The organism is Sphaerisporangium melleum (assembly GCF_014646695.1).
GTDB lineage: Bacteria > Actinomycetota > Actinomycetes > Streptosporangiales > Streptosporangiaceae > Sphaerisporangium > Sphaerisporangium melleum.
The window spans coordinates 95,364-121,071 of sequence record NZ_BMNT01000014.1; the positions used below are offsets into that span (position 1 = coordinate 95,364).

Here is a 25,708-nt window from a genome sequence, read left to right on the forward strand (position 1 = left end):
ACAGGCGGGACGGAGGTCCAGGGAAACGTTTGTGCAGGTTAGGTAAGCCTTACCTGCGTGACGAACCCCATGAATGTGGGGCGACATCGAGTTGTGGGCCGGGAAGGAATTACGGCACACTGATGTTGTGAAAAACGTGGGAGGGACGAGCGCGGAGAAGGGGACCGAGCGCGGCACACGCGCGCGGGTCGCCCGGCTCATCCTGGAACACGGCCCGATCAACGCCGCCGCGCTGGGCGAGCGCCTCGGGTTGACCCCGGCGGCGGTGCGCAGGCACCTGGACGCGCTGCTCGCCGAAGGCATGATAGAGCCTCGCACGGCTCGCCCCCGCGGTCAGCGAGGGCGCGGGCGGCCCGCCAAGCTGTTCGTGATCACCGACGCCGGGCGCAGCGCGTTCGTGCACGCCTACGACGGGCTGGCCGGCAACGCGCTTCGGTTCCTGGCCGAGCGCGCCGGTGCAGACGCCGTCGCCGAGTTCGCCAGATCCCAGGTCGGCGGCCTGGTACGGCGGCTGTCCCCGGCGATGCGCGAGGTGCCCGCCGACCAGCGGGTGCGCGTGCTCGCCGAGGCGCTGACCCTCGACGGCTATGCCGCCTCGGCCAGCCAGGCCAAGTCCGGCGGCGAGCAACTATGCCAGCACCACTGCCCGGTCGCGCACGTGGCGGCGGAGTTCCCGCAGCTCTGCGAGGCCGAGACCGAGGCGTTCGGGCAGCTGCTCGGCACGCCCGTGCAGCGACTTGCGACCATCGCCCACGGCGACGGGGTGTGCACCACCCACGTGAGCCCGCCGGCGCTGGCCGAGCAGAGGAACCAATCCGTGAACCCCCGGCGGAGCGCGACCGTAGACACGTCAGACGGCTCCGGCGACGTGACCATAAGCACTTCGCGGAACGCGATCGAGAGCAAGGAGACCGGAAGGTGACCGTCACCGACCGCCCGGAGCTTGAAGGCCTCGGGAATTACAAGTTCGGCTGGGCCGACACCGACGTGGCCGGCGCCACCGCGCGCCGCGGCCTGTCCGAAGAGGTCGTGCGCAACATCTCCGGGCTGAAGAACGAGCCCGAGTGGATGCTCGACCTCCGGCTGAAGGGCCTGCGCCTGTTCGGCAAGAAGCCCATGCCCAACTGGGGATCCGACCTCTCCGGCATCGACTTCGACAACATCAAGTACTTCGTCCGCTCCACCGAGAAGCAGGCCGCCTCCTGGGACGAGCTGCCGGCGGACATCAAGAACACCTACGACAAGCTCGGCATCCCCGAGGCGGAGAAGCAGCGCCTCGTCGCCGGCGTCGCCGCCCAGTACGAGTCCGAGGTCGTCTATCACAAGATCCGTGAGGACCTCGAGGAGAAGGGCGTCATCTTCCTCGACACCGACACCGGCCTCAAGGAGCACCCCGAGATCTTCAAGGAGTACTTCGGGTCGGTCATCCCGGTCGGCGACAACAAGTTCGCCTCGCTGAACACCGCGGTGTGGTCGGGCGGCTCGTTCATCTACGTGCCGCCGAACGTGCACGTCGAGATCCCGCTGCAGGCCTACTTCCGGATCAACACCGAGAACATGGGCCAGTTCGAGCGGACGCTGATCATCGTCGACGAGGGCTCCTACGTCCACTACGTCGAGGGCTGCACGGCGCCGATCTACTCCTCCGACTCGCTGCACAGCGCGGTCGTCGAGATCATCGTGAAGAAGAACGCCCGCTGCCGTTACACGACCATCCAGAACTGGTCGAACAACGTCTACAACCTGGTCACCAAGCGCGCCGTCGCCTACGAGGGCGCCACCATGGAGTGGATCGACGGCAACATCGGTTCCAAGGTCACGATGAAGTACCCCGCCGTCTACCTCATGGGCGAGCACGCCAAGGGCGAGACGCTGAGCGTCGCCTTCGCCGGCGAGGGCCAGCACCAGGACGCCGGCGCCAAGATGGTGCACCTGGCGCCCAAGACCTCCTCCACGATCGTCTCCAAGTCGGTCGCGCGGGGCGGTGGCCGCACCTCCTACCGCGGCCTGGTCCAGATCGAGGAGGGCGCGGCCGGCTCGGCGTCCACCGTCAAGTGCGACGCCCTGCTCATCGACCAGATCAGCCGGTCGGACACCTACCCCTACGTCGACGTCCGCGAGGACGACGTCTCCATGGGCCACGAGGCGACCGTCTCCAAGGTCTCCGAGGACCAGCTGTTCTATCTGATGAGCCGCGGCCTCAACGAGGACGAGGCGATGGCGATGATCGTGCGCGGCTTCGTCGAGCCGATCGCGCGTGAGCTGCCCATGGAGTACGCCCTCGAGCTCAACCGGCTGATCGAGCTGCAGATGGAAGGAGCGGTGGGCTGACCATGGGCCTGGACTCCAAGCCTTCGTCGACTCTGCACGGCACGGCTTCCCACGACCTGGCGGACTTCCCGGTGCCCACCGGCCGCGAGGAGAACTGGCGCTTCACGCCGCTGTCCCGCCTGCGCGGCCTGCACGACGGCACCGCCGCCGGCTCGGGCACCGTGGTGGTCAACGTGGACGCCGCGCCGGAGGTCACCGTGGAGACCGTCGGCCGCGACGACCCGCGCATCGGCCGGGCGTTCGTGCCGGCCGACCGCGTCAGCGCGCAGGCGTTCACCTCCTTCGAGAAGGCCACCGTCATCACGGTGCCCAAGGAGGCCGTGACCACCAGGCCGACCGTGGTCACCCTGCGCGGTGAGGGCGGCGGCGCGGTGTACGGCCACGTCGTGGTGGCCGTCGAGCCGCTCGCCGAGGCGGTCGTGGTGTTCGACCACCAGGGCAGCGCGGTGTACGCCGACAACGTCGAGTTCGTCGTCGGCGACGGCGCGACGCTGAAGGTCGTCAGCCTGCAGGACTGGGCCGACGACGCCGTGCACGTCTCCCAGCACCACGCCCACCTGGGCAAGGACGCCACCTACAAGAGCTTCGTCGTCACTCTCGGCGGCGACCTGGTGCGGCTGTCGCCGTCGGTGTCCTACACCGGGCGCGGCGCCGACGCCGACCTGAGCGGGCTGTACTTCGCCGACGCGGGCCAGCACATCGAGCACCGCCTGCTGGTCGACCACACCGTGCCCGACTGCCGCAGCAACGTCGACTACCGCGGCGCGCTGCAGGGCGACGACGCGCACGCCGTGTGGATCGGCGACGTGATCATCAGGGTCGAGGCCACCGGCACCGACACCTACGAGCTCAACCGCAACCTGCTCCTGACCGACGGCGCCCGCGCCGACTCGGTGCCGAACCTGGAGATCCTCACCGGTGAGGTCGCCGGAGCCGGTCACGCGTCGGCCTCGGGCCGCCTGGACGACGAGCACCTGTTCTACCTGCAGGCGCGGGGCATCCCCTACGACGAGGCGCGCCGCCTGGTCATCCGCGGGTTCTTCGCCCAGCTGATCCAGAAGATCGAGGTGGACGAGATCCGCGAGCGCGTGCTGGGCGCAGTGGAGGCGGAGCTCGGCTCATGACGTTCGTCAAGGTCTGCACGGTCTCCGACATCCCCGACGGCGGGGTCACCGGCGTCGAGGTGGCGGGCACCCCGGTCGCGCTGGTCCGCAGGGACGGCGAGGTGTTCGCCCTGCACGACGTCTGCTCGCACGCCGAGGTGCGCCTCAGCGAGGGCGACGTCTACGACGGCACCCTGGAGTGCTGGCTGCACGGGTCGTGCTTCGACGTGCGCACCGGCAAGCCGACCGGCCCGCCGGCCACCCGGCCCGTCCCTGTCTACCGAGTGAAGCTGGACGGCGACGACGTGCTCGTCTCGCTCGACAGCGCCGACCATGCTGAAAATGGGGAGTCTTAAGTGTCCACCCTGGAAATCCGTGACCTGCACGTCGCCGTCGAGGACAAGGAGATCCTCCGCGGCGTGAATCTCACCGTCCGCGCCGGCGAGACCCACGCCCTCATGGGCCCGAACGGGTCGGGCAAGTCGACGCTCGCCTACGCCGTCGCCGGCCACCCGAAGTACACCATCACCTCCGGCACGGTCACCCTGGACGGCGAGGACGTGCTGTCGATGTCGGTGGACGAGCGCGCCCGCGCCGGGCTGTTCCTCGCCATGCAGTATCCCGTCGAGGTGCCCGGCGTCTCGGTGTCGAACTTCCTGCGCAGCGCGGTCACCGCCGTCCGCGGCGAGGCGCCCAAGCTGCGGGTGTTCACCAAGGAGCTCAAGGAGGGCATGGACGCGCTGTCCATCGACCCCGCCTTCGCGCAGCGCAACCTGAACGAGGGGTTCTCCGGCGGCGAGAAGAAGCGCCACGAGATCCTCCAGCTCGAGCTGCTCAAGCCGAAGATCGCCATCCTGGACGAGACCGACTCCGGCCTGGACGTCGACGCCCTGCGCGTGGTCTCCGAGGGGGTCAACCGGTTCGGCGCCTCCGGCGAGACCGGCGTCCTGCTGATCACCCACTACACCCGCATCCTGCGCTACGTGAAGCCGGACTTCGTCCATGTCTTCGCGGGCGGCCGGGTCGTCGAAGAGGGCGGTCCGGAGCTTGCCGACCAGCTCGAGGCCGAGGGCTACGAGCGTTACACGAAGGCGACCGCATGACCGACGGCATGTTCGACGTGGACAGGATCAGGAAGGACTTCCCGATTCTGTCGCGCGAGCTGCCCGGGGGGAGGCCGCTGGTCTACCTCGACTCGGGCAACTCCTCCCAGAAACCCGCGCAGGTCATCGCGACGATGCGCGAGGAGATGGAACGGCACTACAGCAACGTCGGCCGGGCCCTGCACACGCTGGGCGCCGAGTCGACCGCGGCCTACGAGGCCGCGCGGGACAAGGTGGCGGCCTTCATCGGCGCGCCCGGCCGTGACGAGGTCATCTTCACCAAGAACGCCTCGGAGGCGCTCAACCTGGTGGCGTACTCTTTCGGCAACCCCACCTGCGACGACGAGCGCTTCCGCATGGGGCCCGGCGACGAGATCGTCATCTCCGAGATGGAGCACCACTCCAACATCGTGCCCTGGCAGCTGCTCGCGCAGCGCACCGGCGCGACGCTGCGCTGGTTCCCGGTGACCGACGAGGGCCGCCTGGACCTGTCGCGGCTGGAGGAACTGGTCAACGAGCGCACCAAGATCGTCTCGGTGGTCCACCAGTCCAACGTCCTCGGCACGGTCAACCCGGTGGACGGCATCCTCGCCCGGGCCCGTCAGGTGGGCGCGCTGATGATGCTCGACGCCTCCCAGTCGGTGCCGCACCGCGCGGTGGACGTCGCGGCGCTCGGCGCCGACTTCGTCGCCTTCACCGGGCACAAGATGCTCGGCCCGTCCGGCATCGGCGTGCTGTGGGGCCGGCACGATTTGTTGTCCGCCATGCCGCCGTTCCTCGGCGGCGGCGAAATGATCGAAGCGGTCTGGATGGACCACTCGACTTTCGCTCCGGTACCCCACAAATTCGAGGCCGGCACCCCACCTATCGTGGAGGCGATCGGGCTCGGCGCGGCCGTCGATTATCTGACGGCGGTCGGCATGGACGAGGTCCTGCGGCACGAACACGAGCTCACCGTTTACGGTTTGAAGGCGTTGTCCGAGGTCCCGGGCCTGCGCATCATCGGCCCCACCACAGCCGAGGATCGCGGCGGCGTGCTGTCGTTCACCATTCCGGACATTCACCCCCATGATGTGGGGCAGATATTGGACGACAATTTCGGGGTGGCGGTGCGAGTGGGGCACCACTGCGCGCGGCCGCTGCACCTGCGCTTCGGAATACCGGCGACCACCCGTGCGTCTTTCTATCTGTACAACACCACGGACGAGATCGACGCGCTGGTCCGGGGCCTCCATCACGTGCAGAAGGTGTTCGGATAACAGATGATCGCCGAATCGCTGTACCAGGAGCTGATCCTGGAGCACTACAAGCATCCGCAGGGCCGTGGCCTGCGCGATCCGTACGACGCCGAGGTGCACCACGTGAACCCCACGTGTGGTGACGAGGTGACGATGCGGGTCAAGCTGGGCGATGGCGGCAAGGTGGAGGACGTCTCCTACGACGGCCAGGGCTGTTCGATCAGTCAGGCCGCGGCCTCCGTGCTGCACGAGCTGGCCACCGGTTCGACCGTGGGCCACTCGCTGGAGGTGGTGGAGGAGTTCACCCGGCTCATGCAGGGCCGGGGACAGGTGGAGCCCGACGAGGACGTCCTGGGCGACGCCGTGGCATTCGCGGGAGTGGCCAAGTTCCCGGCCAGGGTGAAGTGCGCCCTGCTCGCCTGGATGGCCTACAAGGACGCGGTGGCGAGGAGCTCGGCGTGAGCATCCCGCGGTTCGACGGTACGAGCGGCCCCGGACGAAGGGCCGCAGCGGTGTGGTGTGGCGAGGAGGCGGCGTGAGCAAGCCCGTGGAGACCCCGACGACCGGGTTCGACGGCGATACGAACCTGGACGAAGTCCTCGAGGCGCTCAAGGACGTCGTCGACCCCGAGCTGGGGATCAACGTCGTCGACCTGGGCCTGGTCTACGGGGTCAACCTCGACGAGGGCGAGCCCGGCGCGCCGCCGGTCGCCACGCTCGACATGACGCTGACCAGCGCCGCCTGCCCGCTCACCGATGTCATCGAGGAGCAGGCGCACTCGGCACTGGAAGGCATGGTGTCCGACGTCAAGATCAACTGGGTCTGGCTGCCCCCGTGGGGCCCTGACAAGATCACCGATGAGGGCCGCGAGCAGCTGCGCATGCTCGGCTTCAACGTCTGACCGCCCTGCCTGGGCGCCGGCTCGTCCCGCGAGGTCTGCGATCCCTGATCGGCACGCCACCGCGGTGACGTGCGCGCGTGACGACGGTTTTCGTCCCGGCGGCCGTGCTCGCCGGAGCCGTCCCGGCGCGCCGATCCGGCGTTCCCGGTGTCGTGGCGGGAACGGTGAACGCGTACTTCGGCCGGGTACCGCCGTGCCGCTGACCGCGCGCGCGGGGCCCGCGTCACCGCGGCGGGCCACGCCGTCACGCCGTTGCGGTGGGTCGACATGTCGATCGACGGCGCGTGGGGATCCTTGATCTCCCAGGCCGGTCCGGTACGCCGGAGGGGGCCGGGCGGGCGTTGACCGCCCGGCGCCTGCTCCAACGAGGTGCGGGACCCTGTGGTCCCTGGTCCACGACGCCCTTTCCGGCTCGCGTCGCCGGTGTGGCGTCCGGCTGAGCACGCCCCCGGTGATCGTGACCCCGCAGAGTGGGCTAGACTCTTATCCGGCCACTTTCAGACGTGGTGTTCATGTGCGTGCGCGACCGACGCGCCGCCTCGGTGTCCTCCACGGACGCCTTCCCCGTTTCACGCGCGGCACGGGCCGCGCGCCCCGGCTCGTCCTTTCGCAGAAGTGACGTGCCATGTCTTTTCGACCGAAAGGCACGACCTATCGTGACCAGCACCAACACCGCCATGCCCGCCGACGCCCCCGTCGCGGAGGCGACCGGCGGCCCCGCCGCCGAAGCGGCCGTCGCACCGGCGGAGTTCTCCCTGCTCGGCCTGCCGAAGCCCCTGATCAACGCGCTCGCCCGGCAGGGCATCACCAGCCCGTTCCCCATCCAGCGGGCCACCATCCCCGACATCCTCTCCGGCCGGCACGTGCTCGGCCGCGGCCAGACCGGCTCGGGCAAGACCCTCGCGTTCGGCCTGCCCACCCTGACCCGGGTCGCCGGGGTGAAGGCGGCGCCGCGCCGCCCGCTCGCCGTGATCCTGGTCCCCACCCGTGAGCTGGCCATGCAGGTGACCGACGCCCTCGAGCCGCTGGGCCGGGGCCTGTCCCTGCGGACCAAGACCGTCGTCGGCGGCATGTCCATGGGCCGGCAGATCGAGGCGCTGCGGCGGGGCGTCGAGATCGTCGTCGCCACCCCCGGGCGGCTCACCGACCTGATCCAGCAGGGCGAGTGCTCGCTGGAGGACGTGCGGGTCACGGTGATCGACGAGGCCGACCACATGTGCGACCTCGGCTTCTTCCCGGTCGTCAGCGCCCTGCTGGAGCGCACTCCGGCCGACGGGCAGCGTCTGCTGTTCTCCGCCACGCTGGACGGGGACGTCGACAAGCTCGTCCGCCGCTTCCTGACCGACCCGGTGACCCACTCCCTGGCCCCGGCCACCTCGCCGGTCGAGACGATGGAGCACCACGTGCTCCAGGTCAGCAAGGACGACAAGTTCCCCATCACCGCCGAGATCGCCAGCCGCGAGGGCCGCACGATCATGTTCGTGCGCACCCAGCACGGCGTGGACCGGCTGGTCAAGCAGCTCGCCCGGGTCGGCGTCCGCTCCGGCGGCCTGCACGGCGGCAAGCGGCAGAACCAGCGCACGCGCATCCTGTCGGAGTTCCGCGAGGGCAAGGTCGACGTGCTGGTCTGCACCGACGTCGCCGCCCGCGGCATCCACGTGGACGACGTCAGCCTCGTCCTGCACGTGGACCCGCCCATGGACCACAAGAGCTACCTGCACCGCGGCGGCCGTACCGCCCGGGCCGGCGAGCGCGGCACGGTCATGACCCTCGTGCTGCCCGACGAGCGCCGTTCCACCGACTCGATGACCCGCCGCGCCGGCATCCGGCCGTTCCGGCTGAAGGCCACGCCGGGACACCCGCGCCTGGCCGAGGTCGCGGGCGCGCAGACGCCGAGCGGCGTGGCCGTACCGGTGTGGGAGCCGGCCCCGGTCGCCGCCAAGCGTCCCCGCCGTGAGGGCGGCCAGGGCGGCGGTGACCGCCGGCCGCGCCGCTTCCACGACCGCGCCCGTGAGGACGGCGACCGCCGCGACGGCGCGCCCGCCGGGCACGACCGCCCCCGCGGCCACCAGGGCGACCGTCCGGCGCGCGGCTACCAGGGCGAGCGCCCCGGCCGGGGGTTCCAGAGCGAGCGCCCGTCCCGCGACGCGCGCAACAGCCCCCGCCGTGGCCACAGCTCCCCCCGCTGACCGGCCCATCGCCTCGATCGAAGGCGCAGTCGCTTCCCGCGACTGCGCCTTCGGCGTATACGGAGGGACAGGACCGGAGTGCCCGGCCTCGCCGCCGTCAACGGCGCAGATGGGCTAGACCGGCGGGGGAGCGGTGCTGCCGCGGGGGGTGAGGCGGGCCGGGTCGTCCTCGTAGGCGCTGACGGGATCGCCGGAGATCAGGGAGAGCAGGCGGCGCGCGGCGTGCGCGCCGTAGGCCGGGATGTCACGGGTGAGCGCGGTGAGCGGCGGGCGGACCACCTGCGCGAGCGGGGAGTCGTCCCAGGCGACGATCGACAGGTCGCCCGGGACGTCCAGGCGCATCTCCTGGGCGACCGACAGCCCGGCCACGGCCATGATGTCGTTGTCGTAGACCACGGCGGTCGGCCGCGCGGCCGAGCTGAGCAGCCTGCGGGTCGCGCGGGCGCCCTGCTCGCCGGTGTAGTCGGTGTGCACGGTGGCCGCCTCGTCCAGGCCGAGGCCGGCGCAGACGGCGCGGAACGCCTCGTCCCGCAGCACGGTGTGCAGCAGCCTGGGCAGTCCGGCGACCCGGGCGATGCGGCGGTGGCCGAGTGCGCTGAGGTACTCCACGGTCTCGCGGACCGCCGCCTCCTCGTCGGACCACACCGGCAGCAGCGACCCCGAGCCGGAGGGGTCCCCGAGCACCACCGCCGGCATGCCCATGGCCTCCACCTCGCCCACCCGCGCGTCACCGGTGTGCAGGTCGACGAGGATGGCGCCGTCGACGCGGCGCTCGCCCCACCAGCGGCGGTACACCGCCATCTCCTCGTCGTGGTCGGTGACCACCTGGAGCATCAGCGCGTACGACCGGGCCGACAGCTCGCCCTCGATGCCGCTGATGAGCTCCATGAAGAACGGCTCGACGCCGAGGAAGCGCGCCGGCCGGCACAGGGCCAGGCCGATGGTGTTGGCCCGCGCGCCGTTCAGCGCCCGTGCCGCGCTGTTCGGCCGCCAGCCGATCTCGTCGGCGATCGCCAGAATGCGCGCCCGGGTGGACGCCGACACCCCCGGCTGGCCGTTCAGCGCGTACGAGACCGCCCCCTTCGACACCCCCGCCTGACGGGCGATGTCGGCGATCGTCGGGCGTTTCACGGCGGCTCCCTCACTGAACCGGTCTAGACCGATCGGGTCTGCCGGTACCTTACTACGCTCCCATCCCCGCGGAACGGCCGGTCATCGGCGGTGCGGCGGCCGGCGCCCGGCCCCGCGGGGAGAGCCGCGCGCCGCCCGCCTCCCCGCGCGCGGAAGGCGTCGCGGGCCGTGAATCGGGAGCGCCGGTGACGAGCCGTTGACACCCTTGACACGCGAACCGTAGTTTCACGGTGCTTATCCGGTTCAGAGTCGTCCGATTTCCGAAAGGACAAGGCGTGTTCCAAGGACCGGCGCCGCCCCGCCGGTCGGCCGCCCCGTGACGAGCACCGCGTACGCGGGCCGTCCCGCCCTCGATCGCCGAAGGCCCGTTCCCGAAGGAGAGAACACTTGGGCATGTACCGTCCGCTGCACGACGGCTGGACCCTGACCGCCGTATCGGACGAGGTGGACATCGCCGGCATCCCGGCGGCCGTCCCCGGCTGCGTGCACACCGACCTGCTCGCGGCCGGTCTCATCGACGATCCCTACCTGGACGACAACGAGAGCCGGCTCACCTGGATCGGCCGCACCACCTGGGCCTACGAGACGACGTTCGACTGGAGCGGGGCGCAGGACGCCGAGCGGGTGGACCTGGTCTGCGCGGGGCTGGACACCGTCGCGACCCTCCACCTCAACGGCGCCGAGGTGGGCGCCACGGCGAACATGCACCGCTCCTACCGCTTCCCGGTGCGCGACCTGCTGCGCGAGGGCGCCAACACCCTGCGGGTCGTGTTCACCTCCCCGTACACCTACGCCGAGGGGCAGCGTGCGCGGCTGGGCGATCGCCCCGGGGCCTACGACGAGCCCTACCAGTTCATCCGCAAGATGGCCTGCAACTTCGGCTGGGACTGGGGTCCCACCCTGGTCACCTCCGGCATCTGGCGGCCGATCGGCCTGCACGCCTGGGACGGCGCCCGCCTGTCCGCCGTACGGCCGCAGGTCACCGCCGAGGGGCGCGACGGCCGGGTCGAGGCGCACGTGACCGTGGAGCGGGCCGACGGTGACGGCCCCGCGGCCCCGCTCGCCGTCACCGCCTCGGTGGCGGGAGTGAGCGCGCGCGCCCTGCTCGCGCCGGGGGAGCGGGAGGCCGTGCTCACCCTGAAGGTGCCCGAGCCGGAGCTGTGGTGGCCCCGCGGCCACGGCGGCCGGCCGCTGTACCCGCTGGAGGTGCGCCTTGCGGAGGAGACCGCTTCGGGCGCCTCCGCCGAGGGCGCGCCGCTGGACTCCTGGCGCAGACGGGTCGGGTTCCGCGCCGTGCGACTGGACCGCTCAGGCGACGGTTTCACCCTGGTCGTCAACGACGTCCCGGTGTTCGCCCGGGGCGTCAACTGGATCCCCGACGACTGCTTCCCCGCCCGCGTCACCCGCGAGCGCCTGGTGAGGCGGCTGGACCAGGCGTGCGAGGCCGGCGTCAACCTGGTGCGCGTCTGGGGCGGCGGCCTGTACGAGAGCGACGACTTCTACGAGCTGTGCGACCGGCGCGGCCTGCTGGTCTGGCAGGACTTCCCGTTCGCCTGCGCCGCCTACCCCGAGGAGGAGCCGTTCGCCTCGGAGGTCGAGGCCGAGGCCCGCGACAACATCACCCGCCTGGCCCCGCACCCCAGCCTGGTGCTGTGGAACGGCAACAACGAGAACATCGAGGGCTTCGCCGACTGGGGCTGGCGCGACCGCCTCGGCGGGCGCACCTGGGGCGCCGGGTTCTACTTCGACCTGCTGCCCCGCCTGGTGGCCGAGCTCGACCCGGCGCGGCCCTACTGGCCGGGCAGCCCGTACTCCGGCTCCCCGGAGCTGCCGCCGAACGACCCCGCCCGCGGCACCGTCCACATCTGGGACGTGTGGAACCGCGAGGACTACCTGCGCTACGCGGCCTACCGTCCGCGGTTCGTCGCCGAGTACGGCTTCCAGGGCCCGCCCGCCTACGCCACGCTGCGCCGCGCGCTGAGCGACGACCCGCTCACCCCGGCCTCGCCCGGTCTGGCCCACCACCAGAAGGCCGTCGACGGCGCCGAGAAGCTGATGCGCGGCCTGCGCGCCCACCTGCCCGCGCCGGCCACCTTCGACGACTGGCACTACCTCACCCAGCTCAACCAGGCGCGCGCCATCGCCTTTGGTATCGAACGATTCCGCGCGCTCGCGCCGCACTGCATGGGCAGCGTCGTGTGGCAGCTCAACGACTGCTGGCCGGTGGTCTCCTGGTCGGCGGTGGACGGCGACGGCCGGCGCAAACCCCTGTGGTACGCGCTGCGCCGGGCCTACGCCGACCGGCTGCTGACCTTCCAGGACGGCGCACTCGTGCTGGTCAACGACGCGCCGGGCGAGTGGGCCGGGGAGCTCGCGGTGACCCGGCGCGGGCTCGGCGGCGAGCCGCTGGCCGAGGAGCGGCTGGCGGTCGCGGTGCCCGCCCGCGGCACGCTGCCGGTGCGCCTGCCCGCCCGGCTGGCCGAGCCGGGCGATGCGGCCAAGGAACTGCTGACGGCCCGCTTGGAGGGGCACACCGCCCTGCGGTTCTTCGCCGAGGACACCGAGGCAGCTCTTCCGGAGGCGGAGTTCGACGCGGTGGCCGAGCCCGTCGCCGGCGGCGCGCGGGTCACGGTCACGGCGCGGACCCTGGTGCGCGAGCTGGCGCTGTTCCCCGACCGGCTGGACCCGGCCGCCGAGGTGGACGACATGCTGCGCACCCTGTTGCCCGGCGAGAGCGTCACCTTCACGGTGCGCTCGCCGGGCGGCCTGGACCTCGCGGCGCTGACCGCCCACCCGGTGCTGCGCTGTGTGAACGAGCCCCGGCCGTGACCGCCACGTCGCCCGCCCGGCGCGGCGTACCGGGCGAGGCCGCCGCACCAGGCCGCGGCGCTGATTCGGCGGCCGGCCGCAGCTGCTTACTGAACCGGTTGAGAAATGAAAGTTTCATCGGCTTGACGGAAGTCGTGTAAAAGGCCCGCCCCCCGACCCTTTGGAGAAGCGATGCGACGAACCACCCCCCGGCGGCTTCCCGGCGTGCTCACAGGCGCGATGCTGGCGCTCGGCCTGACCGCCGCCTGCACCGGCGGCGGGGCCCCACCGGTCGCCGCGGGCGGCGGAGCCACGGCGGGTTCCACGTCCTCGGCCGCGGCCGCCACGCGGATCCTGGACGTCTACACCGGGGCCAGCGGGCAGAACACGGCCAACTTCAACCCCTTCACCCCGACGCCCCTGCACGGCGTGCAGGGGATGATCTACGAGCCGCTGATGTTCTTCAACCAGGCCAAGGCCGGGGACGTCCAGCCGCAGCTCGCCACCGCCTACCGGTTCGCCGACGGCGGCAGGACGCTCACCTTCACCCTGCGTCCCGGCGTCAAGTGGAGCGACGGGCGGCCGCTCACCGCCGAGGACGTCGCGTTCAGCTTCGAACTGGCCAAGAAGAACCCCAAGCTCAACAGCGGTATCAACTCCGGCGGCAACGTCATGACCTCGGTCGAGGCCACCGGCGCCACCGAGGTCACGCTGAAGTTCAAGGAGCCCGCCTACACCCGGCTGTGGAACATCGCCGGCCAGTCGTGGATCGTCCCCAGGCACATCTGGGAGAAGATCAAGGACCCGGCCACCGACCCGAACAAGAACCCGGTCGGCACCGGCCCGTTCGTGCTGGGCGACTTCTCCCCGCAGACCTACGTGCTGAAGAAGAACCCGCAGTACTGGGAGACCGGCAAGCCGAAGATCGCCGGCATGCGGTTCTACTCCTTCAACGGCGGCGACGCCGCGACCACCGCCCTGGCCGCCGGGCAGCTCGACTGGAGCGGGCTGTTCATGCCCGACATCGACAAGCAGTACGTCGCCAAGGATCCCGAGCACAACAAGTACAAGAACGAGTCCTTCCTCTACGTCACCAACCTGGTGCCCAACCTGAAGAAGGCGCCGTTCACCGACGTGGCCGTCCGGCGGGCCGTCAACGTCGCCCTGGACCGCAAGAAGATCATCGACCTGGCCTTCGCCGGCCTCGGCAAGATGCCGAACCCGCTCGGCCTGGTGTTGCCCCAGTACCAGGACTACATCGCGCCGCAGTTCGCGAACACCCAGCTGGAGTACGACCCGGCCAAGGCCCGGCAGATCCTGGAGCAGGCGGGCTACCAGCGCGGCGCCGACGGCGTCTACGCCAAGGACGGCAAGCGGCTGTCGATCACCTGCACCGTCGTCACCGGCTGGACCGACTACATCAGCACCATGCAGATCGTCAAGCAGCAGCTCAAGGAGGTGGGCATCGAGTTCAAGTCCAAGGAGGTGTCCTTCAACGCCTTCAGCGCGGCGCAGACCAGCGGCGACTTCCAGATGCACATCTGGAACGCCTGGGGCGGCCCCGGCCCGTACTACATGTACAACAACATCCTGAACAGCGCGAACGTCCCGCCGGCCGGCCAGAACCAGGCCCGCTGGAAGAACGACGTGGTCGACGCCGCGCTGAGCACGATCGCCCAGACCCCGCCGGAGGACACCGAGGCGGTCAAGCAGGCGATCCAGCGGATCCAGGAGCAGGTGGTGGCCGAGGTCCCCTACATCCCGATCCAGCAGTCCAGCGCGCTCGCCGAGTTCCGCACCCTGCACGCCACCGGATGGCCCAGCGAGGAGAACCCCTACGCCCTGGCCCTGCCGTTCTACGTGCCCGACGGCGCGATCGTCGCCAAGAACCTGGTGCCGGTTCCCTGACCCCGAACGCGCCCGGGCGGCGCCGGCCGGGCGCCGGCGCCGCCCGGGAAGGAAAGGAGGGGCGATGGGATACCTGCGCCGCAAGATCGTTTTCTACGCGGTCGCGCTCTGGGCGGCCGTGACGCTGAACTTCGCGATCCCGCGCCTGATCAAGGGCAACCCGGTCGACATCATGCTGGCGCGGGCCGCCCAGGGCGGCCAGCCGATGCCCGCCGAGGCGCGGCACGCGCTGGAGCTGCAGTTCGGGGTGAGCGACGACCCGCTCTGGCAGCAGTACCTGGGCTACGTGGGCAACCTGCTGCACGGCCGGCTCGGGCTGTCGGTCACCTACTACCCGACCCCCGTGAGCACGGTGATCGCCCAGTCGCTGCCCTGGACGCTCGGCCTGGCCGGGGTGGCCCTGCTGGTCACCGTGGTCCTCGGACTCGGGCTCGGCATGCTGGCCGGGTGGCGCCGGGGCGGCGCGGTGGACGCGCTCATCCCGGCCACGACCTTCCTGGCCGCGATCCCGTACTTCTGGCTCGCGCTGATCCTGCTCTACGTGCTCGGCCTCGGACTCGGCTGGTTCCCGCTCAACGGCGGCTACGACTACGCCGGCGTGCAGATGGGCCCGACCCTGGCGTTCGCCGCCAGCGTCGCCTCCCACGGAGCGCTGCCCGCGCTGACCGTGGTGGCGTCCTCGGTCGCCGGATGGATGCTCGGCATGCGCAACATGATGGTGTCCACCATGGCCGAGGACTACGTGGTCATGGCCGAGGCCAAGGGCCTGTCGCCGCGGCGGGTCATGCTCGCCTACGCCGCGCGCAACGCCGTGCTCCCCAGCGTCGCCGGATTCGCGATCTCGCTGGGCTTCGTGGTGAGCGGGCTGCTGGCCACCGAGGTCGTGTTCGCCTACCCCGGCATCGGCTTCGCCCTGCTGCAAGGGGTGCAGAACGCCGACTACCCGCTCATGCAGGGCATCTTCCTGATCATCTCGCTGGCCGTGCTCGGCGCCAACCTGCTGGTCGACCTGCTGTACGGCGTCATCGACCCCCGGACCCGGAAGGCGTGAGCCGATGACCATCCCCGCATCCGAGCCGGCGACGGTTCCCGGGCACGCGCAGGGCGTGCGCCGATGACCGCCGTCACCGCCCCCGCCGTCACCGCCGAGCCCGCCGGCCCCCGGCGGCCGCTGCGCTCCGGCAAGCTCATCGCCGGCCTCGCCGTGGCCGGGTTCTTCGTCCTGGCGGGCGTGCTCGGCCCGCTGTTCGCCGGCGACCCCGAGGAGATCGGGTACGAGCGGCTGATGCCACCCTCGGCCGGCCACTGGCTCGGCACCACCAACACCGGCCAGGACGTCCTCGCGCAACTGCTCGTCGCCACCCGCGGCTCGCTGACGATCGGCGTGGTCGTCGGGGTGCTCGCCACCGTGATCTCGCTGCTGGTCGGCGTGCTCGGCGCCTACCTCGGCGGCTGGCTGGACGAGGGCTTCTCGCTGCTGAGCAACGTGTTCCTGGTGATCCCCGGCCTGCCGCTGGTCATCCTGATCACCGACTACCTGGAGACCGGCGGGCCGGTCGCGCTCGCACTGACCATCACGATCACGAGCTGGGCCGGGCCCGCCCGGGTGATCAGGGCGCAGACCCTGTCACTGCGCGGGCGCGACTACGTCGACGCCGCCCGGGTCAGCGGCGAGCGCGGCTGGCGGATCATGGTGTTCGAGATCCTGCCCAACCTGGTGCCCATCATCGCCGCCCAGCTCGTCTTCGCCGTCATCGGCGGCATCCTGCTGGACGCCGCGCTGTCGTTCCTCGGACTGGCCGGCGGCTCGGCGGGCTCGTGGGGCAGCATGCTGTACTTCGCCCAGAACGCCTCGGCGCTGTCCACCGGGGCCTGGTGGTGGTTCGTCCCGCCCGGGCTGTGCATCGCCGTGCTCGGCGCGGGCCTGTCCCTGATCAACTTCGGCATCGACGAGATCATCGACCCGCGACTGCGGAGGGCCACCTCATGAGCGTCCTGTCGGTGCGCGACCTCAGCGTCGTCTACGGCGGCCCGCGCCCCACCCACGCCGTGCGCGGCGTCAGCCTGGAACTGGACCGCGGAGAGGTCCTCGGCATCGCCGGGGAGAGCGGCTGCGGCAAGTCCACCCTCGCCTACGCCCTCACCCGGCTGCTGCGCCCCCCGGCGTCGGTGACCGGCGGCGAGATCGTCTTTCGCGCCGGGGACGGCGAGGAGGTGGACGTGCTGGCCCTGCGCGGCGAGGAACTGCGCCGGTTCCGCTGGCGCCGCATCGCCATGGTCTTCCAGAGCGCCATGAACGCCCTCAACCCGGTCATCAGCGTCCGCAGGCAACTCGCCGACGTGCTCGCCACCCACGAGCCGGGAATGAGCCGCCGCGCCCGCGAGGAACGCTGCGGGGAACTGCTCGACCTGGTCGGCATCGACCGCGCCCGCCTGTCGTCCTACCCGCACGAACTGTCCGGCGGCATGCGCCAGCGGGTGCTCATCGCGATGGCCATGGCGCTCAACCCCGACGTCGTCGTGCTGGACGAGCCGACCACCGCCCTGGACGTGGTGGTGCAGCGCGAGATCCTCCAGGAGATCGACCGGCTGCGCGCGATGTTCGGCTTCGCCGTCGTGTTCATCACCCACGACCTGTCACTGCTGCTGGAGATCAGCGACCGGCTCGCCGTCATGTACGGCGGGCGCATCGTGGAGTCGGGGACCGCGCGCGACCTGATGGCCGCACCCGCGCACCCCTACACCGTCGGCCTGCTCGGTTCCTTCCCCAGTCTGCGCGGCGAGCGGCGGGTGCTGCACGGCATCCCCGGCAGCCCGCCCGACCTGTCGCTGGTCGAGCCGGGCTGCTCCTTCGCGCCCCGCTGCCCGTACGCCTTCGACGCCTGCGGCGAGGTCACCCCGGCGCCGCTGCCCGTCGGGGCGACCACCGCCGCCTGCCTGCAGCACGACCGTACGCTGCGCCCGGCCGGTCCCGATCCCGGCCTCGCGGCGCGCCGCTTCACCGCGGAGGACGCCGGCGGCCTCCGCCCGTCGCGGCCGCCCGGCGACCCTGAACCCGGCGGCCACCAGACCGGCGTCCGCGACCACGGAGGTGCCCGCACATGACCACGACCCTGACCGTGACGGACCTGAGCAAGCACTTCCCGGTGCGCGACGGGCGGCGCAGGCGGACACTGCGCGCGGTCGACGGGGTGTCCTTCACCCTCACCGCGGGGCGGACCACGGCCCTGGTGGGGGAGAGCGGCAGCGGCAAGTCCACCATCGTCCGCGTGCTCGCCCGGCTGACCCGCCCCACCTCCGGGGAGATCCTGCTGGACGGCGACCCGGTGCGCTCCACCCGCCGCTACCGCAAGGACGTCCAGATGGTGTTCCAGGACCCCTTCGCCTCGCTCAACCCCGCCCACACGGTCGGCCACCACCTGCGCCGGCCGCTGCGCATCCACGGCGTGACCGGAGACGTCCGGCACGGAGTGCACGAGTTGCTGGAGCGGGTCAACCTCACCCCGGCGGAGGTGTACGCGCGGCGGTACCCGCACGAGCTGTCCGGCGGGCAGCGCCAGCGCGTCGCCATCGCCCGCGCGCTCGCGCCGCGCCCGAAGGTGCTGCTGGCCGACGAACCGGTCTCGATGCTGGACGTGTCGATCAGGCTGGAGATCCTCAACCTGATCGACCGGCTCAAGCGCGAGCAGGACCTCGCCGTGCTGTACGTGACCCACGACCTGGCCACCGCCCGCTACTTCTCCTCGGAGATCATGGTGATGTACGGCGGGCGCATCGTCGAGCGCGGGCCCGCCGACGAGGTGATCCTCCGCCCCGCCCACCCCTACACCCGCCTGCTGGAGAGCGCCGCCCCCGACCCCGCCACGCCGCGCGCGGCCCGGGAGCGGGATGACGGCGACGCCGCCGCGCGGCGGCGCGGCGTGCGGCCGCCGCTGCCGCAGGCCGGCTGCCCGTTCCGGCCGCGCTGCCCGCACGCGACCGACGCGTGCGCCGGGGAGATCCCCACGGTCGCCGTGGGCGAGGGCCATCAGGTCGCCTGCCTCCTGCACGCCGGCGCACCGTCCCACCGCTCCTGACCGCCTGCTCCGCCAGCGGCGACTCCCCGCACGTCCGAGGACAGGAACCCCGCGATCGCCGTGCGTCCTTGGCGGTCCGGCGGAACGCGGCGGAGGAGGCCGGGTCCGGCTCATCCTCGTAGCCACTTTTTTGTGGGTACTTGTCGGCCAGGCCAAGCCGACCGGAAGCTTGGTCGTGGGCGACCGAAGGGCCGCCGGATGCGGGCGAGACGAGGAGGTTGCCGCGCTAGGAGACCGGCTGGGTCTCGCTCAGTTTCTCCAGGCGACGATGACCCCAGTCTGAAACAGGCGCCAGCGCTTCGGAGAGTTCGCGGCCGAACACGGTCAGTGAGTACACGGTCTTCAGCGGCCGTACATCGTGCACCTCTCGGTGGACCAGCCCGTCGGCCTCCATCTCCCGAAGTGTCTGCGTCAGCACCTTCTCCGTGAGCCCCGGCAATCGCCGGCGCAGCTCCCCGGGACGGTGCGGGCGACCCTCCAGGAGCCAGAGCAGAGTCGTCTTCCACTTGCCGTCGATCACGGCGATCGCGGCGGTCACCCCGCAGACATTCGGGTCCCGAGCCCGGCTTCGCGTCATCTTCACCGCCCGTTCATTGTATTTGCCGACATCTATGCAGGAGTTGCGTGATGATCTCGCATCGAGAACAGTCTGCCGTCACCGTGCTCGGTCTGGGACCCATGGGCCGGGCATTGGCCGGCGCCTTCCTGGATGCCGGACTGCCCCTCACGGTCTGGAACCGGACGCCGGGCACCGGCCGGGAGGTGGTCGAGCGAGGCGCGTTCGGCGCCGGGTCGCCCGAAGAGGCGGTCGCCGCGAGCGGGCTGACGGTGATCTGCGTGGTGAACTACGACGCGGCCGACGCCGTCGTTCGCCGCGGCACGGTCACCGAAGCGCTCAAGGGGCGTACGGTCGTCAACCTGACCGCCGATACCCCTGACCGGGCCCGGGACACTGCGGCCTGGGCGGCCGAGCACGGCATCGGCTACCTGGACGGCGCCATCATGACGCCGACCCCGACCATCGGAACTCCGGCTGCGGTGTTCCTCCACAGTGGCCCGGCAGAGCTTTACCAGAAGCACCGGCCGGTACTGGAGGCTCTGGGGGGCACGCACACCCACCTTGGCGAGGACATCGGCAGGGCGGCCGCGTACGACATCGCCTTGCTCGACATCTTCTGGACTGCGATGACGGGTTATGCCCATGCCCTGGCGGTGGCGAGGACGGAGGGGATCACCGCGCGGGAGCTGGCGCCGTTCGCCAAGGGAATCGGCGCCGTCCTGCCGCCGCTCTTCGGACAGGGCGCGCAGGACGTGGACGACGGCAGGTTCTCCGGCGAAGGCAACCCGATCACTTCGGCGGTGTCGTCCATGGCCCATATCGTCCGCTGGTCCGAGTCGCATGGCATCGAGGCGGGTGTGATGCGCGCGGCCGAGGGCCTGGCCCGCCGGGCCATCGGCCGTGGGCACGGTACGGACGGGTTTCTCCGGATCACCGAGATCCTCAACCCTCGAGGAGCCGAACGCTGAGCCGGCAGGACTCCGGCCCCTGCCCGGGGGTGGCCGCGCCGAGCCGGGCGGCCGGTTCCCCGGGGGCAGGCCGTCTCGCCGCCAGAGCACTTCGAGCACGAGAGCCCGCCGCGACCCCACCGGGGCGGCGGATCGGGGGCTCCCCGCCGGACGGGGTGGCGAGCACGGCCCGCCCCGCTCGCCGACTACTCTTGACGGGCAGGCCCACCGACGTGAGAGAGACAATGAAGACCTTCGAAGAGCTGTTCGCCGAGCTGTCAGAGAAGGCCCGCACCCGTCCCGCCGGTTCGGGCACCGTCGCCGCCCTGGACGCCGGTGTCCATGCGATCGGCAAGAAGGTCGTGGAGGAGGCCGCCGAGAGCTGGATGGCGGCCGAGCACGAGTCCACCGACCGGGCGGCCGAAGAGATCTCCCAGCTGCTCTACCACGTCCAGGTCCTCATGATCGCCAGGGGCATCGGCCTCGACGAGGTCTACAAGCATCTTTAGGCCGGCCCGCCCGGCCCGCGCCGACGACATCGTCCCCCGACGACCTGTTCCCCGATCAGAAGGGACCGCCGAAACCCATGCTCAGACTCGCCGTACCGAACAAGGGCGCGCTCACCGAGTCCGCCCAGGCCATGCTGAAGGAGGCGGGCTACCGCCCCCGCAGAGACTCCAAGGAACTCGTGGTCATCGACCCCGACAACTCCTGCGAGCTGTTCTTCCTGCGCCCGCGCGACATCGCCGTCTACGTCGGCGAGGGCACGCTGGACGCCGGCATCACCGGAGTGGACATGCTCGCCGACTCCGGCGCCCCCGCCGAGGAGATCATGCCGCTCGGCTTCGGGGTCTCCACCTTCCGCTTCGCCGCCAGACCCGGCGCGTTCGCCACGGTCAAAGACCTCCAGGGCATGCGCATCGCCACCTCCTACGCCGGGCTGCTCGGCAAGCACCTGGCCGAGATGGGCGTCGACGCCCGGGTGATCAAGCTCGACGGCGCGGTGGAGACCGCGATCAGGCTCGGCGTCGCCGACGCCGTGGCCGACGTCGTCGAGACCGGCACCACCCTGCGCAACGTCGGCCTGGAGGTCTTCGGCGAGCCGATCGCCCACTCCCAGGCCGCGCTGATCAAGCAGGCCGGCGCCGAGGAGACCCCGGGGGTCAGGCAGCTCGTCCGCCGGCTGCAGGGCGTGCTGGTCGCCCGCGACTACGTCATGATCGACTACGACATCCGGGCCGAGCGCATCGACGAGGCCATCGCGATCACCCCGGGCATGGAGGGCCCCACCGTCTCGCCGCTGCACCGCGAGGGCTGGGTCGCCGTCCGCGCCATGGTGCCGCGCAAGGGCCACCAGCAGATCATGGACCAGCTCTGGGAGCTCGGCGCCAAGGCCGTCCTGGCCACCGCGATCTTCGCCTGCCGCCTCTGAGCCCGCGGTCCCTGAGCTCGCGGTCCTGCGGTCACTGAGCCGGCGGTCCTTGAGCCCGCGGGCGCCGGCCGCACCACGTCCGAGCCCGGTGTTCCCGCCCGGTCGTCACCGGCGCCCCGGGCGGGACGCTGTTCACCACGCCGAGCCCGGCCCGGCCTTGTTGCCTCTTCTCGCCCCGCGAGCGGAGTGCGAGGCCGGGCCGGGCGCCCGGGCCGTCTGACAAATGTCATCCCGAAGGCCGGACGGGCGGCACTGAGCATCTCCCGCGGCGCGTTTTAGCGTGAACGCCATGAACGCCATCTCCCTAGCCGGTGTGCGCAAGAGCTATGGCGAGGTCCTCGCGGTGGACGGCCTGGACCTCACCATGGAGCCGGGGCGCACGGTCGCGCTGCTCGGCCCGAACGGCGCCGGCAAGTCCACGACGATCAACATGCTGCTCGGCCTGACCCGGCCCACCGCCGGGGAGGTCCGGGTCTTCGGCCGCACCCCCGACGATGCCGTCGCCGCGGGCGACGTCGGCGCGATGCTCCAGGAAGGGACGCTGATCCCCGAGCTCACCGTCCGCGAACTGGTGGACTTCGTCCGGCGCCTCTACCCCGACCCCCTGCCGCTCACCGAACTGCTGCGGGTCACCGGCCTGACCGATCTGGCCTCGCGCCGCGCCGACCGGCTGTCCGGCGGCCAGGCCCAGCGGGTACGCTTCGCCCTGGCCATCGCCGGCTCACCCAGGCTGCTGGTGCTCGACGAGCCGACCGCCGCCATGGACGTCGAGTCCAGGCGCACCTTCTGGCAGGACATGCGTGCCTATGCCGCCGAAGGCCGCACCGTACTGTTCGCCACCCACTACCTGGAGGAGGCCGACGAGAACTCCGACCGGGTGATCGTCATCGCCCGCGGCCAGGTGGTCGCCGACGGCACGGCCGCCCAGATCAAGGCCGACGCCGGCGGCACGTCGGTAGAGTTCTTCCTCGGGGCCCAGCCGGCCGCCCGGCTCGACGCGCTGCCCGGCGTCACCGGCGTCACCATCCTGTCCGGCCGGGCGACGCTGCGCACCACCGACACCGACGCGACCGTGGCGGCGCTCTACCGGGCGACCACACTGGAGATCAGCGACCTGCGGATCCATGGAGCCGACCTGGAGGACGCGTTCCTCGCTCTGACCCGGCCTTCGGAGGCGTGACAATGCCGCACTACCTCAAGATCGAAGCTCTCCGGATGCTGCGCAACAAGCGCTTCATCATCTTCGTCGTGGCGTTCCCGCTCGCCTTCTACCTGCTGTACGCCAACCTCTACGGCGACCAGACCGACCAGAGCACCGGCACGCGTGCGGCCGTGATCCTGATGGTGTCGATGGGCGCGTACGGCGCTCTGGCCGCCTCCATCATGTCCACCGCCGTGCCCTGGGCCCAGGAGCGGCACAGCGGCTGGCTACGCCAGCTCCAGATCACCCCGCTGCCCAACTGGATGATCATCGCGGTGAAGCTCCTCTCCGCGCTGGTGCTGGTGCTGCCCGCACTGCTGCTGGTCGTGCTGGCCGCGGTGCTCACCCAGCACGTGTCGCTGTCGGCGGGGCAGTGGGCCGCGCTGATCCCGGCCATGTGGGTGGGCACGATCCCGTTCGCCGCGCTCGGCCTGGCCATCGGATCGCTGACGCGGCCGGACACCGCCCAGCCGATCGCGATGATCGGCATGTTCGGCCTGGCACTGCTGGGCGGCCTGTGGTTCCCCGTCGACATGCTTCCCTCGGCCATGCAGACCATCGCCCGCGCACTGCCGTCCTACGACTACGCCTCCATCGGCTGGGAGATCGTCGCCGGCCGCACACCGCCGGGGTCGTCGGTCGCCGCGCTCGCGGGCTGGGCCGTCGCGCTCGGCGGGCTGGCGGTCTTCGCCTACCGCAGGGCCACGGTGCGGGCCTGACATCATGGGGCGTCTGAGCAGCGTGTTGACCTTCGGCGGGGTGGAGGGCAGGGCACCCCGCTGGCGGCGCCTCATGGGCACCTCCTTCGGCCTGGTCTACCTGTTCTACCCGGTGTCCGACATCGTCTCGGGTGCCCTGACCGGAGCCAAGGCGTACTGGGCGGTGGCCGCACTGGTGGCCTTCGTCGCCTGCTACATCGCCACGGTGCTGAGCCCGAAGGGCTATGGCGAGCCCGGACGGTGGACCCACCCGCTGCTGGCCGTGTTCGTCCTGATGGCCGTGGTGTTCCCGTTGATCTTCCAAGGTGGCTGGGTGGCGCTGCCCATTTACGCCACCGTCGTGATGAGCATGGCCCTGCCCATGCGAGCGGCCCTGGCCGGCATCGCCGGCATGGCCGTCGTCGTGCTGGTCGACTGCCTCGTCGCCGACGCCGACGGCGACACCGTGGTGCTCCTTGTGGTGGAGGTCGTCACGCTGGGCGTGCTGTTCATCAGCGTGCGCAACACCCGGGTGCTGGTGAACCGGCTGCACAGGGCGCAGAGCGAGGTGGCGCGGCTGGCGGCGAGTGAGGAGCGCCTGCGCATCGCCCGCGACCTGCACGACCTGCTCGGCCACAGTCTGTCGCTCATCGTGCTCAAGAGCGAGCTGGCCGGCCGGCTCGCCGAGGCCGGCTCGCCGGACGCCGTCCGCGAGATCGGCGACGTGGAGCAGGTGGCCCGTTCGGCGCTGCGGGAGGTCCGCGAAGCGGTCACCGGCTACCGGCGGCGCGCCCTGGCGGAGGAGCTCGACAGCGCCCGTGCCGCCCTGGACGCCGCCGGAGTGACCGCCACGGTGCGCACCGTCGGCACACCACTGCCGGACGCGCTGGACGACCTGTTCGGCTGGGCGGTGCGGGAAGGCGTCACCAACGTCGTCCGCCATGCCCGCGCCCGCAGGTGCGAGATCGCCGTGACCCACCACGAGGGCACGGCCGGTCTTGAGGTCACCGACGACGGCCATGGGAGCGGCCCCTGCGAGCCGGGCAGCGGCCTGGCCGGGCTCGCCGAGCGCGTCCAGGCCGCCGGCGGCACCCTGGACGCGGGCGCCTCCGCCGGTGGCGGCTTCCACCTGCGCGTCACCGTCCCGGCCCCGGTCGGAACCCCCGCATGACCCGGCGCACGGCCCACCCGGGCATGATCCGGCGCAGCCAGTACGCGCGCATGATGCGGAGCACCGAGTACGCGCACGTGACCTGGCGCAGCGAGCATCCGCGCGTGGTCCGGCGCACTCACCGGCCGCGCCGCGTCACGCCGGTGCCCGGCGTCCACACCCCCGGGAGCGGCGCATGATCAGAGTGGTGCTGGCCGAGGATCAGGCGATGGTCAGGGGCGCTCTGGCCACCCTGCTCGGCCTGGAGGCCGACATCGAGGTCGTCGGCGAGGCCGCCACCGGGGAGGAGGCCGTCGCCGTCGTGCGCGAGACCAAGCCCGACATCGCCCTGCTGGACATCGAGATGCCGGTGATGGACGGCATCACGGCCGCCGCCGAGATCGCCCGTACGACGCCCGGCTGCCGGGTGATGATCCTCACGACGTTCGGCCGGCCCGGCTACCTGCGCCGGGCGATGGAGGCGGGCGCGGTGGCGTTCATGGTCAAGGACAGCCCGGCCCGGGAGCTCGCCGCGGCGATCAGGCGCGTACGGGCGGGCGAGCGGTTGATCGACCCGGCTCTCGCCGCCGCCGCCCTCAGCGCCGGCCCGAACCCGCTGTCCCCGCGCGAACGCGACGTGCTGTCCGCCGCCGCCGACGGTTCCACCATCGGCGACATCGCCCTGCGCCTCCACCTGTCCGAGGGCACCGTCCGCAACTACCTGTCCACGGCCATCCAGAAGACCCACACCCGCAACCGCATGGAAGCCGTCCAAAGAGCCCAATCCCAAGGCTGGCTCTGACCGCCCCATTGGGGAAGTGACTCGCACGCAGGTGCGAAACCCCCCGCTCGCCGACCGGCCCTGGCCGGTGTCCTGCGCGGAAATCCGTCGGCGAAGTCGCCTGCGATGCAGCAGGTCGAACGGAGAAGACC

At 71.5% G+C, this 25,708-nt stretch carries 25 protein-coding genes; 23 read left to right on the top strand and 2 right to left on the bottom strand.

All coding sequences use genetic code 11. The features are described from left to right. The first annotated feature begins 127 nt into the window (after window positions 1-127). The 9 genes from IEY93_RS14235 (at window position 128) to IEY93_RS14275 (ending at window position 8,865) form a co-directional block, all read left to right on the top strand. Window positions 128-922, top strand: a complete 795-nt coding sequence (locus IEY93_RS14235) for a helix-turn-helix transcriptional regulator (protein WP_229691123.1) — start codon at window positions 128-130, stop codon at window positions 920-922. Further along, window positions 919-2,331, top strand: coding sequence for a Fe-S cluster assembly protein SufB (gene sufB, locus IEY93_RS14240; RefSeq protein ID WP_189163519.1), 1,413 nt, complete (start codon window positions 919-921; stop codon window positions 2,329-2,331). Before IEY93_RS14235 ends, sufB begins: the two co-directional genes overlap by 4 nt. A gap of 2 nt (window positions 2,332-2,333) precedes the next feature. Then, window positions 2,334-3,455, top strand: a complete 1,122-nt coding sequence (sufD, locus tag IEY93_RS14245; RefSeq protein ID WP_189163520.1) for a Fe-S cluster assembly protein SufD — start codon at window positions 2,334-2,336, stop codon at window positions 3,453-3,455. Beyond that, window positions 3,452-3,790: a non-heme iron oxygenase ferredoxin subunit gene (locus IEY93_RS14250; RefSeq protein WP_189163521.1), complete on the top strand. Its 339-nt coding sequence runs from the start codon at window positions 3,452-3,454 to the stop codon at window positions 3,788-3,790. Before sufD ends, IEY93_RS14250 begins: the two co-directional genes overlap by 4 nt. Continuing rightward, a complete protein-coding gene (sufC, locus tag IEY93_RS14255) occupies window positions 3,791-4,537 on the top strand; it encodes a Fe-S cluster assembly ATPase SufC (protein ID WP_189163522.1) in 747 nt (248 codons plus the stop codon). Further along, window positions 4,534-5,796, top strand: a complete 1,263-nt coding sequence (locus IEY93_RS14260; RefSeq protein ID WP_189163523.1) for a cysteine desulfurase — start codon at window positions 4,534-4,536, stop codon at window positions 5,794-5,796. The genes sufC and IEY93_RS14260 overlap by 4 nt, the downstream gene beginning before the upstream one ends. A gap of 3 nt (window positions 5,797-5,799) precedes the next feature. Next, window positions 5,800-6,237, top strand: a complete 438-nt coding sequence (gene sufU, locus IEY93_RS14265) for a Fe-S cluster assembly sulfur transfer protein SufU (protein WP_189163524.1) — start codon at window positions 5,800-5,802, stop codon at window positions 6,235-6,237. A gap of 73 nt (window positions 6,238-6,310) precedes the next feature. Beyond that, on the top strand, window positions 6,311-6,676 hold the full coding sequence (locus tag IEY93_RS14270) for a metal-sulfur cluster assembly factor (RefSeq protein ID WP_189163525.1): 366 nt from the start codon (window positions 6,311-6,313) through the stop codon (window positions 6,674-6,676). Between the two features lie 656 nt (window positions 6,677-7,332). Next, a complete protein-coding gene (locus IEY93_RS14275) occupies window positions 7,333-8,865 on the top strand; it encodes a DEAD/DEAH box helicase (protein ID WP_307837574.1) in 1,533 nt (510 codons plus the stop codon). Window positions 8,866-8,979: 114 nt separating this feature from the next. Here the strand turns inward: IEY93_RS14275 and IEY93_RS14280 are convergent, their stop codons facing one another. Next, window positions 8,980-9,996 carry a LacI family DNA-binding transcriptional regulator gene (locus IEY93_RS14280; protein ID WP_189163526.1) on the bottom strand — a complete coding sequence of 339 codons (1,017 nt, stop codon included), beginning with the start codon at window positions 9,994-9,996 and terminating at the stop codon, window positions 8,980-8,982. A 393-nt stretch (window positions 9,997-10,389) separates the two neighbouring features. Here IEY93_RS14280 and IEY93_RS14285 point away from each other — a divergent pair, with 393 nt between their 5' ends. From IEY93_RS14285 to IEY93_RS14310, 6 genes are all read left to right on the top strand, one after another. Further along, the gene (locus IEY93_RS14285; protein ID WP_189163608.1) at window positions 10,390-12,825 is read left to right on the top strand and encodes a glycoside hydrolase family 2 protein; all 2,436 of its coding nucleotides are present in this window, start codon (window positions 10,390-10,392) and stop codon (window positions 12,823-12,825) included. A 171-nt stretch (window positions 12,826-12,996) separates the two neighbouring features. Beyond that, window positions 12,997-14,712, top strand: coding sequence for an ABC transporter substrate-binding protein (locus IEY93_RS14290; protein WP_189163527.1), 1,716 nt, complete (start codon window positions 12,997-12,999; stop codon window positions 14,710-14,712). Between the two features lie 64 nt (window positions 14,713-14,776). Further along, complete coding sequence (locus IEY93_RS14295) at window positions 14,777-15,763, top strand: ABC transporter permease (RefSeq protein WP_189163528.1); 987 nt, start codon at window positions 14,777-14,779, stop codon at window positions 15,761-15,763. Window positions 15,764-15,826: 63 nt separating this feature from the next. Next, complete coding sequence (locus IEY93_RS14300; protein WP_189163529.1) at window positions 15,827-16,702, top strand: ABC transporter permease; 876 nt, start codon at window positions 15,827-15,829, stop codon at window positions 16,700-16,702. After that, window positions 16,699-17,817: an ABC transporter ATP-binding protein gene (locus IEY93_RS14305; RefSeq protein WP_189163530.1), complete on the top strand. Its 1,119-nt coding sequence runs from the start codon at window positions 16,699-16,701 to the stop codon at window positions 17,815-17,817. Before IEY93_RS14300 ends, IEY93_RS14305 begins: the two co-directional genes overlap by 4 nt. Continuing rightward, window positions 17,814-18,788, top strand: a complete 975-nt coding sequence (locus tag IEY93_RS14310; protein WP_189163531.1) for an ABC transporter ATP-binding protein — start codon at window positions 17,814-17,816, stop codon at window positions 18,786-18,788. The genes IEY93_RS14305 and IEY93_RS14310 overlap by 4 nt, the downstream gene beginning before the upstream one ends. Before the next feature lie 226 nt (window positions 18,789-19,014). Here the strand turns inward: IEY93_RS14310 and IEY93_RS14315 are convergent, their stop codons facing one another. Then, entirely contained in the window at window positions 19,015-19,326 is a 312-nt protein-coding gene (locus IEY93_RS14315; RefSeq protein ID WP_372444477.1) for a winged helix-turn-helix transcriptional regulator, read from the bottom strand. A gap of 89 nt (window positions 19,327-19,415) precedes the next feature. Here IEY93_RS14315 and IEY93_RS14320 point away from each other — a divergent pair, with 89 nt between their 5' ends. The 8 genes from IEY93_RS14320 to IEY93_RS14355 all read left to right on the top strand — a co-directional run bounded on the left by IEY93_RS14320 (window position 19,416) and on the right by IEY93_RS14355 (window position 25,577). Continuing rightward, entirely contained in the window at window positions 19,416-20,315 is a 900-nt protein-coding gene (locus tag IEY93_RS14320; protein WP_189163532.1) for an NAD(P)-dependent oxidoreductase, read from the top strand. 224 nt (window positions 20,316-20,539) lie between these two features. Beyond that, the gene (locus IEY93_RS14325; protein WP_189163533.1) at window positions 20,540-20,803 is read left to right on the top strand and encodes a phosphoribosyl-ATP diphosphatase; all 264 of its coding nucleotides are present in this window, start codon (window positions 20,540-20,542) and stop codon (window positions 20,801-20,803) included. 77 nt (window positions 20,804-20,880) lie between these two features. Beyond that, window positions 20,881-21,726 (top strand): ATP phosphoribosyltransferase, encoded by an 846-nt coding sequence (hisG, locus tag IEY93_RS14330; protein ID WP_189163534.1) that lies wholly within the window; start codon window positions 20,881-20,883, stop codon window positions 21,724-21,726. 289 nt (window positions 21,727-22,015) lie between these two features. Beyond that, window positions 22,016-22,906 carry an ABC transporter ATP-binding protein gene (locus tag IEY93_RS14335; RefSeq protein WP_189163535.1) on the top strand — a complete coding sequence of 297 codons (891 nt, stop codon included), beginning with the start codon at window positions 22,016-22,018 and terminating at the stop codon, window positions 22,904-22,906. A 2-nt stretch (window positions 22,907-22,908) separates the two neighbouring features. Beyond that, window positions 22,909-23,646: an ABC transporter permease gene (locus IEY93_RS14340; RefSeq protein ID WP_189163536.1), complete on the top strand. Its 738-nt coding sequence runs from the start codon at window positions 22,909-22,911 to the stop codon at window positions 23,644-23,646. 4 nt (window positions 23,647-23,650) lie between these two features. Continuing rightward, window positions 23,651-24,796 (top strand): sensor histidine kinase, encoded by a 1,146-nt coding sequence (locus IEY93_RS14345; protein WP_189163537.1) that lies wholly within the window; start codon window positions 23,651-23,653, stop codon window positions 24,794-24,796. Next, window positions 24,793-24,975 carry a hypothetical protein gene (locus IEY93_RS14350; RefSeq protein ID WP_189163538.1) on the top strand — a complete coding sequence of 61 codons (183 nt, stop codon included), beginning with the start codon at window positions 24,793-24,795 and terminating at the stop codon, window positions 24,973-24,975. Before IEY93_RS14345 ends, IEY93_RS14350 begins: the two co-directional genes overlap by 4 nt. After that, the gene (locus IEY93_RS14355) at window positions 24,972-25,577 is read left to right on the top strand and encodes a response regulator transcription factor (RefSeq protein ID WP_189163539.1); all 606 of its coding nucleotides are present in this window, start codon (window positions 24,972-24,974) and stop codon (window positions 25,575-25,577) included. The genes IEY93_RS14350 and IEY93_RS14355 overlap by 4 nt, the downstream gene beginning before the upstream one ends. The last annotated feature ends 131 nt before the right edge of the window (window positions 25,578-25,708 follow it).

Excerpts from the sequence above, each read along its gene's own strand:
- sufD (WP_189163520.1), top strand. The coding sequence starts at position 2,334 with ATGGGCCTGGACTCCAAGCCTTCGTCGACTCTGCACGGCACGGCTTCC.
- IEY93_RS14250 (WP_189163521.1), top strand. The coding sequence starts at position 3,452 with ATGACGTTCGTCAAGGTCTGCACGGTCTCCGACATCCCCGACGGCGGG.
- IEY93_RS14260 (WP_189163523.1), top strand. The coding sequence starts at position 4,534 with ATGACCGACGGCATGTTCGACGTGGACAGGATCAGGAAGGACTTCCCG.
- sufU (WP_189163524.1), top strand. The coding sequence starts at position 5,800 with ATGATCGCCGAATCGCTGTACCAGGAGCTGATCCTGGAGCACTACAAG.
- IEY93_RS14285 (WP_189163608.1), top strand. The coding sequence starts at position 10,390 with ATGTACCGTCCGCTGCACGACGGCTGGACCCTGACCGCCGTATCGGAC.
- IEY93_RS14290 (WP_189163527.1), top strand. The coding sequence starts at position 12,997 with ATGCGACGAACCACCCCCCGGCGGCTTCCCGGCGTGCTCACAGGCGCG.
- IEY93_RS14295 (WP_189163528.1), top strand. The coding sequence starts at position 14,777 with ATGGGATACCTGCGCCGCAAGATCGTTTTCTACGCGGTCGCGCTCTGG.
- IEY93_RS14300 (WP_189163529.1), top strand. The coding sequence starts at position 15,827 with ATGACCGCCGTCACCGCCCCCGCCGTCACCGCCGAGCCCGCCGGCCCC.
- IEY93_RS14305 (WP_189163530.1), top strand. The coding sequence starts at position 16,699 with ATGAGCGTCCTGTCGGTGCGCGACCTCAGCGTCGTCTACGGCGGCCCG.
- IEY93_RS14310 (WP_189163531.1), top strand. The coding sequence starts at position 17,814 with ATGACCACGACCCTGACCGTGACGGACCTGAGCAAGCACTTCCCGGTG.
- IEY93_RS14320 (WP_189163532.1), top strand. The coding sequence starts at position 19,416 with ATGATCTCGCATCGAGAACAGTCTGCCGTCACCGTGCTCGGTCTGGGA.
- IEY93_RS14325 (WP_189163533.1), top strand. The coding sequence starts at position 20,540 with ATGAAGACCTTCGAAGAGCTGTTCGCCGAGCTGTCAGAGAAGGCCCGC.
- hisG (WP_189163534.1), top strand. The coding sequence starts at position 20,881 with ATGCTCAGACTCGCCGTACCGAACAAGGGCGCGCTCACCGAGTCCGCC.
- IEY93_RS14335 (WP_189163535.1), top strand. The coding sequence starts at position 22,016 with ATGAACGCCATCTCCCTAGCCGGTGTGCGCAAGAGCTATGGCGAGGTC.
- IEY93_RS14340 (WP_189163536.1), top strand. The coding sequence starts at position 22,909 with ATGCCGCACTACCTCAAGATCGAAGCTCTCCGGATGCTGCGCAACAAG.
- IEY93_RS14345 (WP_189163537.1), top strand. The coding sequence starts at position 23,651 with ATGGGGCGTCTGAGCAGCGTGTTGACCTTCGGCGGGGTGGAGGGCAGG.
- IEY93_RS14350 (WP_189163538.1), top strand. The coding sequence starts at position 24,793 with ATGACCCGGCGCACGGCCCACCCGGGCATGATCCGGCGCAGCCAGTAC.
- IEY93_RS14355 (WP_189163539.1), top strand. The coding sequence starts at position 24,972 with ATGATCAGAGTGGTGCTGGCCGAGGATCAGGCGATGGTCAGGGGCGCT.